The following is a 10,302-nucleotide window of genomic DNA, read 5'->3' as shown; positions in this document are numbered from 1 at the left end:
ACGTGATGGGTATTTGGGAATAAATCGACGGGTTGAACTTTTTGGAGTTTGTAGCCTAACTCTTGGTAGTGTTTGATGTCACGCGCCATGGTAGCTGGGTTACATGAAATGTAGGTGATTTTGTCTGGTTGCATGGCGACGCTTGCTTTGATGAAGTTTTCAATTAAGCCTTTGCGTGGTGGATCCACCAAAATTACGCTTGGTTTAATACCTTCTTTGATCCAAGTTTCCATAGCGTGCTCGGCTGAGTCCGCCACATAATGGGTATTGGTGATGCTATTTAGGGCAGCATTGCGTTTGGCATCGGCGACAGCTTCTTCAATCACTTCGACCCCATAGACAGCTTTGACTTTTTTGGCAAATGAAAGCCCAATGGTTCCAATACCTGAATAGGCATCAATGACAATGTCTTCTGGTGTTAAATCTGAAAAATCAATAGCGGTCTGGTAAAGTTTCTCTGCCATTTCAGTATTAACTTGATAGAAAGAACGTGCTGAAATTTCGTACTGATTACCCAGCATAGTATCTACAATTGTGTCTTTTCCGTAAAGCGTTCTAAATTCCTGACCGAAAATAGCATTGGTGTTTTTGTCATTAATATTTTGAATAATGGATTTCACCGCTGGAAAGGCTGCTACGATTTTAGCGATGATTTGCTCAATACGGAATATTTTCGGGCGTGTTGTAACAAAAACCAGCATCATTTCACCTGAGTAATGACCACGACGAACCACGAGATTGCGAATCAAGCCAGTTTGAGCTTTTTCATCATACGGTTTAATATCAAATTGACGCAGCAAATCACGGGTAAATAAAATCAAGCGATCGATTTCTTTGTTTTGAATGTAAAAATCAGTAATAGGCATCAGATCATGAGAATGTTTGCGGAAAAAGCCAGTTTCTAGCTGACCGTTGACACGACGAACAGGCACTTGGGCCTTATTGCGATAAGCATAAGGATGCGCCATTCCCATAGTTTCTGCGACTTCAACATCTGAAATACCAGCTGTTTTATACAGATTATCCACGACTTGTTTGCGTTTGAATTTGAGTTGCTCTGAGTAAGCCAAATGTCCAAAATCTGCAATTCCTGTTCGCAAATAATCCACATTGACATCTTGATTACGGTAAGGCGAGAGGGTTAGGTATTCTTCAACCTTACCAAATCCAATATTTTTCTTAACTTTCAAGACACGCATCTTGATGGTTTCACCAGGAAGGGCATTTTCAACGAAAAAGACGAAGCCATCAAACTTGGCCACCCCTGCTCCTTCGTGCGATAAATCTGTGATCTCAACCTCTACAATGCTATTTTTTTCTAACATAATATCCTTTCTACTTCCTCAAAAAATAGAGAAACATCACTGTCCCTCTATTATAACATAACGCTATTCACGCAATCCCAATTCTTTTAGTTCTCGTTGATATTTATCAAAATCAATGGCAATGCCTAGACCTCCATACATATCATACTCGTCTGTCCAATCCCCTTCTGCTGGAATGGTGACTTGCTCAATGCCTTTTTGACCGCTGGTGATGACAGACAAGCCTTCCTTGAGGAAAAATGGATAAGAGATATTGGTTGAGGTAAGGGCATAGATTTTACCGATAGCCGCAGACCCTGTAAAAAGTTTGTCGGGGTCCTTGACTTGATTGATAATGGCGGTAATCACTTGTTGTTGACGTTGGGTACGGCCATAGTCCCCATTATCGTCCTTACGAAAACGTGCGTAATTGAGCAAGGTACGACCATCCATGCGTTGTTTACCAACGTTAATGGTTTGGCTAGGAACGCTACCGTCAGGCTGCATATTGAGGTCATCAGGAACTTCGACGGAAGTTACTTCTTGACCATCTACAGTACCAAATTTGGCATCTATTTCAACCCCATTTGGGAATAGCGTGTTGATGGCTTCTGCGAACGTTTCAAAATCAAGCATCACGTAATATTTGATGTTGATGCCAAAATTATCCTTCAAGGTTTGGCGCATAAGCTCAGCTCCTTGATTGTGATCTTGCTCACCAATATTAAAGGCGACATTTAGCTTTTGGTCATTAGTGTAATCATTGTAGCTAACACCTGGAATATTAACCAAGATATCACGCATGAAGCTCACTAATTTAATTTTGTCATCGCTATTTCCGATATTCATCACCATAATGGTATCGGTTCTGGCATCAGACGAGCCTTGGGTCACCCGCTGGTCACTTCCCAAGATCAAAATATTGGTGCCGTCAGGACTATTTTCACCGTGAAACGTTTCCGTCACGCCAGGGGTGTAATTGGTATTGCCCTCTGATACATCACGCACTCCCTTGAAAAACATATAAATCATGCCAGCCATGGTTGCCACCACAAGCAAAGCTAGCCATTTCATCAAGCGTTTAAAGAAGTGCCGTTTCTTCTTTTTTGGTCTTTCTCCAGACACATCTGCAAAACGGCAGGCACGTTTGGCTTTTTTAGAACGCTTGGGAGGGGCTTCGTCTGGATATTTGGGAAGTCCTGGTGCGGTCCATTGCTTCTCATCTTCCCAATTCGCATAGTCATCGTAGCCATCATAAGCTTGATCATTAACCTCCTGATAAATAGGACGTGGGTCATGAGGCGCAGCTGGTTGGGTATAATGGGAGGGACTAGAGATGCTCGCTAATTTTTTTTGATAAAGGTAATCAAACTCCTGCTTCTCACGCTCGCTTAAATATTCAAGATTTCGTAACAGGTATTGATACCGCAATTCCTCGTGGCGACTTAAACGATTTTCTACCATTTTATCATACCAGTCCTTCACTTTCTAATCATAAACAATAGACGTCATACATCCCCATAACATTGTAAGTAATACCTAAAACACGCAATTCTTCTAAGGCAAAAGTCACCAAATCATGATTGCTATTATCCACATCAACGATGAAAAAATACTCCCCCAATGCCGTTTTCAAAGGACGGCTTTCAATTTTAGTCAAATCAAGGCCCCGCCAAGCAAAAACAGACAAGGCTTTGTAGAGAGCTCCAGGGAGATTGTCAGGAAGAGTTAATGCCAAGGATATTTTTTGCGTGTCTTTGATCAGATCAAAGACATAAGGTTCATGCCCTAGCACCCAAAAACGCGTGTAATTTTCATCTATTTCCTGAATGTCCTTGCCGATGATTTCCAAATCATATTCTTTAGCTGCTGCCACGGGAGCAATAGCTGCGTAAGGTTTGTCTGGGTGTTCTGCGATAAAACGCGCAGCGTAAGCCGTGCTAGCAGTCACTTCAATTTGTGCATGGGGGTAATGGCTTTTGATGTATTTTTTCCCTTGGGCAATGGCTTGCGGATGTGAGAAGATTTTCCCGACAGGCTTATCCTGTGCCGTTGCTAATAATTGTTGCTTAATGGGTTGAATCACTTCTGCAATGGCACTAATATCCGTTTGATGAAACAAGTAATCTAGGGTTTCATGCACCGAGCCTTCAATCGAATTTTCAACGGGGATAATGGCATAATCCACCAAGCCTTCCTCATAAGATTTAATGACTTCGGTGATATTTGCAAAAGGGATACGGTCAGCTTTTGGAAAGGCTTTGACCGCAACATTGTGTGTAAACGAACCGCTTGGTCCTAGGTAACCAACTTTCATCCGATTTCCTCAATAATGTCTTTGGGCGTTTTACCAGCTACTTCAATAATACGGTTGGCAACTGATTCGTACAAGTCTTGGCGCCCATCAAAAATCGCCTTGAAGTCTTCTTTGCTATTATTGACAAATAGCGGACGCACATTTTTAGTGTCTTTTTGGATACGATTATAGAGCGTGTCAAAATCTGCTTTCAAGTAAATGGTTTCAGGATTTTTTGCCAAAAGTGCTCGGTTAGCCGCACTGGTTACAATGCCACCACCTGTTGCAATCACTCGGTCAGACGCTATCAATTCTGCCAAAACTTGTGATTCAATCTCACGAAAACGGGCTTCGCCTTCTTTTTCAAAAAAATCTGCAATAGGCATTCCGATGCGCTCTACAATCACTGCATCCATATCAACGTAATCCTCATCTAACAAAGAAGAAATGGTTGTTTTGCCTGAGCCCATAAAACCGATAATAATTCTAGCCATGTGTCAGTAACTCCAAATCTTTGAAGAAGCTTGGGTAGCTAGTGTTGATGGCTTCTGAACGGTCCAGTTCGACCTCACCATCTGCTACCAAAAGAGCCGCAATTGCCGTCATCATGCCGATGCGGTGGTCCCCAAAAGTATTGATGCTTGCACCATGAAGCGGCGTTTTGCCTTCGATAATCATACCGTCATCTGTTGGCGTAATATTGGCGCCCATAGCATTCAAGGCATCCGCAACCACTTGAATACGGTCAGTTTCTTTCACTTTCAATTCTTCCGCATCGCGAATCACAGTTCTTCCCTCGGCTTGGGTCGCCAAAAGGGCAATAATTGGCAACTCATCAATCAAACGTGGAATGATTTCGCCACCGATTTCTGTCCCGTGAAGGTCGGAAGTTTCTACCGTGATTGTCGCTGATTTGGCAATATCGTCCACATCTGACAGGCTTAGTTGACCGCCCATGGCTTCAATCACATCAAGAATGCCCGTGCGTGTTTCATTGATACCAACGTTTTCAAGCCTTATTTTCGCATTTGGAACAATGAGCCCTGCAACCAACCAAAAGGCTGCTGAGGAAATATCACCTGGCACCACCACTTCTTGTCCAAGCAATTCTTGCCCGCCAGTGATACGGATTTCCTTACCATTGACATCAATTGAGCCACCGAATTGAACAATCATGTCTTCTGTGTGGTTGCGCGTGTGTTCTTTTTCGATGATAACGGATTCACCGTCAGCCTGCAAAGCTGCGAAAATAAGGGCTGATTTGACCTGAGCAGATGCCACAGGCAATTGATAGTGAATTGGTTTCAATTTTTTATTACCATGCATAGTCAATGGTGGCAAATCACGTTCTGTCTGTCCTGAAACCTCAACCCCCATTTGACGAAGGGGAATAGTCACACGGTCCATTGGACGTTTTGACAAACTGTCGTCCCCAAACATCTCAATGCTAAAGTCTTGCCCTGCTAAAACTCCAGAAATCAAGCGAATAGACGTTCCAGAATTGCCCATATCCAAAGATTTTTGAGGTGCCTTTAGCCCGTCAAAACCTACACCTGTAATGGTCACACGGTCACCGTCATCTTGAATGTCAACACCTAAATCACGAAAAGCTTGCATAGTTGATAGAACATCTTCCCCACGTAAAATATCATGAATCGTCGTTTGACCTTTGGCAAGGCTACCAAACATAATCGAGCGATGACTGATTGATTTATCTCCTGGAACTCTCACCGTTCCCTTTAATTGCGATACATTGATTAATAATTTCATGCCGTTCTCCCAAGATACATTTAGATTTATTTTACCAAAAATAGATAAAAATTTGAATGATTGACTAAGTTTCTGTACCTAAAAAGCGCTCAGAAACACATCCGAGCGCAACTAAATACGAGGTGTTCTGATAAGATTAGTTTTTACTGTTGTCATCGTCCATTGACAAGACAGACAAGAAAGCTTCTTGTGGAACTTCCACAGAACCAATCGCCTTCATGCGTTTCTTACCAGCTTTTTGTTTTTCAAGTAATTTCCGTTTACGCGAAACGTCACCACCGTAACATTTTGCCAACACGTTTTTACGAAGAGCTTTGATATCCGAACGGGCCACGATTTTATGACCGATAGCCGCTTGAATTGGCACTTCAAATTGTTGACGTGGAATGATTTTCTTCAATTTTTCGACAATCAATTTACCACGCTCATAGGCAAATTCGTTGTGCACGATAAAGCTAAGGGCATCGACCTTATCACCATTAAGCAAGATATCCATTTTCACCAGTTTTGATTTACGGTAATCTGAAATTTCGTAATCGAAGCTCGCATAGCCACGTGTTGATGATTTCAATTTATCAAAGAAATCAAAAACAATTTCGGCAAGTGGAATATGATAAATGACATTAACCCGATTATCATCAATGTAGTCCATGGTCACAAAATCACCACGTTTGCGCTGAGCCAATTCCATAACAGCTCCAACGAATTCTTGTGGCACCATGATTTGAGCTTTTACATAAGGCTCCTCGATGCTGGCTACTTTGGTTGGTTCTGGGAATTCTGATGGATTTGACACTTCAAGCATATCCCCGTCTGTCGTATTGACATGATAAACAACGGACGGCGCTGTCATAATCAAATCAATGTTAAACTCACGTTCCAAACGTTCTTGAATAACATCCATGTGCAACAAACCAAGGAAACCACAACGGAAACCAAAACCCAGAGCTTGTGAGGTTTCAGGTTCAAATTGAAGACTGGCATCATTTAATTGCAGTTTTTCAAGGGCTTCACGCAAGTCATTGTACTTGTTTGACTCAATCGGATAAAGCCCTGCAAACACCATTGGGTTCATTTGTTTATAGCCATGAAGCGGGTTATCTGCTGGATTATCAGCTAAGGTAATAGTATCCCCAACGCGCGTGTCTGCAACGGTCTTGATAGAAGCCGCGATATAACCAACGTCACCTGTTGCTAGGAAATCACGTCCAATAGCTTTTGGAGTGAAAATACCAACTTCAGTAACGTCAAAGGTTTTTCCGTTTGACATCAATTGAATTTTGTCACCAGGTTTAACCATACCGTTGACAATACGCACCTGCAAAATAACACCACGGTAAGCGTCATAAACCGAGTCAAAAATTAAAGCTTGTAGTGGTGCCTCCACATCTCCTGATGGAGCTGGAACGTATTCCACGATTTGCTCGAGGATTTCCTCAATCCCAATTCCCGCTTTAGCCGATGCCAAAACGGCCTCTGAAGCATCTAATCCAATCACATCTTCAATTTCTTGACGCACACGCTCTGGGTCCGCTGCTGGCAAATCAATTTTGTTGATAACCGGCAAAATTTCCAAATCATTATCAAGAGCTAAGTAAACATTGGCGAGGGTTTGCGCCTCGATACCTTGAGCAGCATCCACAACCAAAATAGCCCCCTCACACGCAGCAAGTGAACGCGATACCTCATAAGAAAAGTCAACGTGTCCTGGCGTGTCAATCAAGTGAAAAATATAAGTTTCGCCATCTTTAGCTGTATAGTTCAACTCAATCGCATTAAGCTTAATCGTGATACCACGCTCACGCTCCAAATCCATGCTATCTAGCAGTTGTGCCTGCATTTCACGACTCGAAACCGTTTCAGTCTTTTCCAAAATACGGTCCGCCAAAGTCGACTTCCCATGGTCAATATGTGCAATAATAGAGAAATTACGAATCTTCTCTTGACGTTTTTTTAATTCTTGAATATCCATTTTAAAATCCTATAATATTAGTCACTGCTCCTATTATACCAAATTACCAAAAACGTCGCCATAGAAAGTTGTTAAGACCTAAAAAGCAAAGCCTATCATGCGACAAACACCCGCATAGAAAATAGCATCACACCTGTTTTTGATTTATTTTCAAGAAAGTAAACGTGGTTATAGTTAGGTGAGTTAGATATCTGAAAACTAGCTATACAAGGAAAAATATTTGACGATAGAGTATTTTAAAATATCATACAAGAAAATAGAGGTTAAAAATCTGTCAACAACACACCGCTTTATTAGCCGGTCGATAAATGTGGGAGCTCCGACAGTCCCACCTATCTTATTGATTTGCTGTACTTAGAGTTAAGCTAGGCGCTTTTTAAAACCTTAGCTAAATAAGCGTTTTATTAAAAGTTTGCAGCTATTTAAATCAATTGCTAAAGCATACACTGTAGTGTTTTGGTTTACGGCTACTTAAATCTTGAGAACACAAAAACTCAGCCCTCATCATTTTTATCACACTATTAATATAGTGTCAATCTCATCCTTCTCTTTCCCTAACAAAGTAATTCCAGTTTTCTTCAAGGCTAGAATTCGGTGTATTGTCAGGATCATAGTAGCGTAGCCAATAAAGAAATTCTCTTGCAACATCGTATGAATCAGTTGTTCTAACATAGTCTTTAGTTGCCACAATTGGTTTACCATCGGCCATAGTTCCTTCGCGTTCCAATCTATAAACTGAATATACAATTTCTGATCCTGATCTCACTCCTCCTGGTGACACAATATAGTAGCCACCATCTTTGAAAATAGAAGGATCAGTGCCAAGTCCGACAACATCAGTTAGATAAATAATGTTACTGGATGCTGTATTGGTTTCAGTTTCAGTTACTGCTTCTTCATGATAACCATCGTCACCCCCTGTTTCACTAGTAGAAATTATAGATTGAGAGGTTTCAGTAGTACTAGAAGTAGTATCACTAGTAGAAGTTGTAGATTGAGAAGTTTCATCAGTAAATATACCACCTCCGTAATGTGATGGTCGTAGATAAGTGTAAGTCACAAATCCTCCTATAGAGAGAGCAAAAATTGTTAAAGCTATTGCTGTGATTGTCTGCCATTTTTTCATGATATCCACGCTTTCTAGCTATATACTATGCGTTCGACAGTGAATGATAAAAGATATAAATGTTTTTCTGTATTTTTTATAAACATCATCGCTGTATCACAATACTTGAAATCAATAGCGTACCTAGTTGGTTAATTACCGCTTGTGCATAACACAAACAACGATGCTGTTTGATACTGATGAAGTTTTACAGCTACTTAAAAATTGCAACCCCAATTGCCAATTATTTTTGTTTACCTTTCAAATATAATCGTAGTTCATCTCCTTCTTTTTTACACAATAGCTATTGCCAAGAACATCTATACGTATTTTGTAGATAGAAAGATTTGGTTTGTTTAAACTTTTTAAACATTGTCCACTTTTAGCGCTTTACCCAGGACTTCTATTAACTTTTTTGAAACCCCTTTCATTGTACCTTTTTGCAAACAAAAAAGCAAACACTTTCAAGTGCTTGCTTTCATTATTCGCCAAACCAGAGGGAAATTTCGCGTTCGGCTGATTCCGGTGAATCTGAACCGTGAACGACGTTGAAGGTTGCGCCACCTTCATCTGGGGCTTGTGCGTAGTCGCCTCGGATTGTTCCTGGAAGAGCTTCTTTAGGATTTGTTGCTCCCATCATAGTGCGCCATGAGCCAATCACTTGGTTCCCTGACAAGACACCTGTGATAAGTGGTCCACTTGTCATAAAATCAACAATTTGTGGGAAAAATGGTCGGTCAACCAAATCTTCATAGTGTTTTTCTAACAACTCTGGAGTAGCCATACGCATTTCAAGTTTTTCAATCTTGAATCCTCGTCTTTCAATGCGATGCAACACTTCACCGACTAATCCACGTCTGACACCATCTGGCTTAATCATAAAGAATGTTTTTTCCATGTAATCAATCCAACCTATCTAAATAAATTCTTCTCTATTTTACCATAAAAAGTAGGGTTTGAAAAATCTAAGCCTTTAAATCACTTCTAGTCTGCCACCTTGTAATAACACAAACTATCATCCGCGAATTCATAGCCATTGCTACGATTGCTGGTAAAATACAAACGGTCACGGCTGGCATCTGAAGAGCCGCTTGCACGCCCAGCTTCTAACAACACAAGAACATTGATTCTCATAACACTATCATCTTCAAACTGACAATAAATGTACGGATAGCCATTAACAGATTGTAAACCACCTACAAGCGATACAAAACCAACTCCAGAATTAGCATTGTAACTGTAGCCATCAGGCTGGATAATGATGGTATCCGAACCATCTCCAGTCGTCCATGTGCCAGCCAAAGAAGCGTAATTGCCCACAGCTAGTTCTTCTAACTGTATTCCAGTCGGCTGAGACACCGAAGCCTCATCTTGACTACTACTTGGTGTGGTCTGATTATCAAAACTTTCAGTTTCTGTAGTAATTGACTGTGTTGAAGAACTACTTAACTCTGTTTGAGTGCTACTTTCTGAGATGGACGTTGAGGTGAAAGTCGAGCTAGATGATGCTTTTTGCGTTTGGCTAGTAGTAGATACGGTTGTTTTGGAATTTGTTTGAGGCGATTGGAACTTATGACAAGCTGATAAGCCCACACAAGACAAGGCCAACAAACATAAAAAGACTTTTCTCATATCCATTTATCCCCTCTCTTACAATCAGTAAATATTTATCGTTCCTAAACCACCCTAATTGTAACATAAAAAACAAGTTTATGGTATCGTTTTCAATTGTGCTTTTATATTTTTCCTAAACAAAAAAACAAGCGCTTTTATACGCTCGTTCAATTAACAACACAGCTCTAAAACTTCCGAAATTCGTTAGTCTCATAATTATATGTTTTGGAACCATTCGAAA

At 40.8% G+C, this 10,302-nt stretch carries 9 protein-coding genes; all 9 read right to left on the bottom strand.

Annotated features, from left to right (window positions below; all coding sequences use genetic code 11):
- The coding region (gene rlmD / locus B3473_RS04050) for a 23S rRNA (uracil(1939)-C(5))-methyltransferase RlmD (RefSeq protein ID WP_293674982.1) at positions 1-1,325 on the bottom strand (1,325 nt) is incomplete at its 3' end.
- Positions 1,326-1,388: 63 nt separating this feature from the next.
- Positions 1,389-2,768: an LCP family protein gene (locus B3473_RS04045; RefSeq protein WP_293674980.1), complete on the bottom strand. Its 1,380-nt coding sequence runs from the start codon at positions 2,766-2,768 to the stop codon at positions 1,389-1,391.
- Between the two features lie 28 nt (positions 2,769-2,796).
- Positions 2,797-3,621 carry a prephenate dehydratase gene (gene pheA, locus B3473_RS04040; RefSeq protein WP_154455253.1) on the bottom strand — a complete coding sequence of 275 codons (825 nt, stop codon included), beginning with the start codon at positions 3,619-3,621 and terminating at the stop codon, positions 2,797-2,799.
- On the bottom strand, positions 3,618-4,094 hold the full coding sequence (locus tag B3473_RS04035; protein ID WP_154455252.1) for a shikimate kinase: 477 nt from the start codon (positions 4,092-4,094) through the stop codon (positions 3,618-3,620). Before B3473_RS04035 ends, pheA begins: the two co-directional genes overlap by 4 nt.
- Positions 4,087-5,370, bottom strand: a complete 1,284-nt coding sequence (gene aroA, locus B3473_RS04030) for a 3-phosphoshikimate 1-carboxyvinyltransferase (protein ID WP_168260948.1) — start codon at positions 5,368-5,370, stop codon at positions 4,087-4,089. The genes B3473_RS04035 and aroA overlap by 8 nt, the downstream gene beginning before the upstream one ends.
- 136 nt (positions 5,371-5,506) lie before the next feature.
- The gene (gene lepA, locus B3473_RS04025; RefSeq protein WP_154455250.1) at positions 5,507-7,342 is read right to left on the bottom strand and encodes a translation elongation factor 4; all 1,836 of its coding nucleotides are present in this window, start codon (positions 7,340-7,342) and stop codon (positions 5,507-5,509) included.
- Between the two features lie 538 nt (positions 7,343-7,880).
- Positions 7,881-8,468, bottom strand: a complete 588-nt coding sequence (locus tag B3473_RS04020; protein ID WP_154455249.1) for a hypothetical protein — start codon at positions 8,466-8,468, stop codon at positions 7,881-7,883.
- 460 nt (positions 8,469-8,928) lie between these two features.
- Positions 8,929-9,345: a nucleoside-diphosphate kinase gene (gene ndk / locus B3473_RS04015; RefSeq protein WP_154454356.1), complete on the bottom strand. Its 417-nt coding sequence runs from the start codon at positions 9,343-9,345 to the stop codon at positions 8,929-8,931.
- An 86-nt stretch (positions 9,346-9,431) separates the two neighbouring features.
- Complete coding sequence (locus B3473_RS04010; protein WP_154454357.1) at positions 9,432-10,085, bottom strand: hypothetical protein; 654 nt, start codon at positions 10,083-10,085, stop codon at positions 9,432-9,434.
- Positions 10,086-10,302 lie beyond the last annotated feature (217 nt).

This window comes from Streptococcus sp. UBA632 (assembly GCF_002300045.1).
Taxonomy (GTDB): domain Bacteria; phylum Bacillota; class Bacilli; order Lactobacillales; family Streptococcaceae; genus Streptococcus; species Streptococcus alactolyticus.
Note: the sequence above shows the minus strand (reverse complement) of the source record. Positions and strands in the feature narration are given on the sequence as shown.

Excerpts from the sequence above, each read along its gene's own strand:
- B3473_RS04045 (WP_293674980.1), bottom strand. The coding sequence starts at position 2,768 with ATGGTAGAAAATCGTTTAAGTCGCCACGAGGAATTGCGGTATCAATAC.
- pheA (WP_154455253.1), bottom strand. The coding sequence starts at position 3,621 with ATGAAAGTTGGTTACCTAGGACCAAGCGGTTCGTTTACACACAATGTT.
- B3473_RS04035 (WP_154455252.1), bottom strand. The coding sequence starts at position 4,094 with ATGGCTAGAATTATTATCGGTTTTATGGGCTCAGGCAAAACAACCATT.
- aroA (WP_168260948.1), bottom strand. The coding sequence starts at position 5,370 with ATGAAATTATTAATCAATGTATCGCAATTAAAGGGAACGGTGAGAGTT.
- lepA (WP_154455250.1), bottom strand. The coding sequence starts at position 7,342 with ATGGATATTCAAGAATTAAAAAAACGTCAAGAGAAGATTCGTAATTTC.
- B3473_RS04020 (WP_154455249.1), bottom strand. The coding sequence starts at position 8,468 with ATGAAAAAATGGCAGACAATCACAGCAATAGCTTTAACAATTTTTGCT.
- ndk (WP_154454356.1), bottom strand. The coding sequence starts at position 9,345 with ATGGAAAAAACATTCTTTATGATTAAGCCAGATGGTGTCAGACGTGGA.
- B3473_RS04010 (WP_154454357.1), bottom strand. The coding sequence starts at position 10,085 with ATGGATATGAGAAAAGTCTTTTTATGTTTGTTGGCCTTGTCTTGTGTG.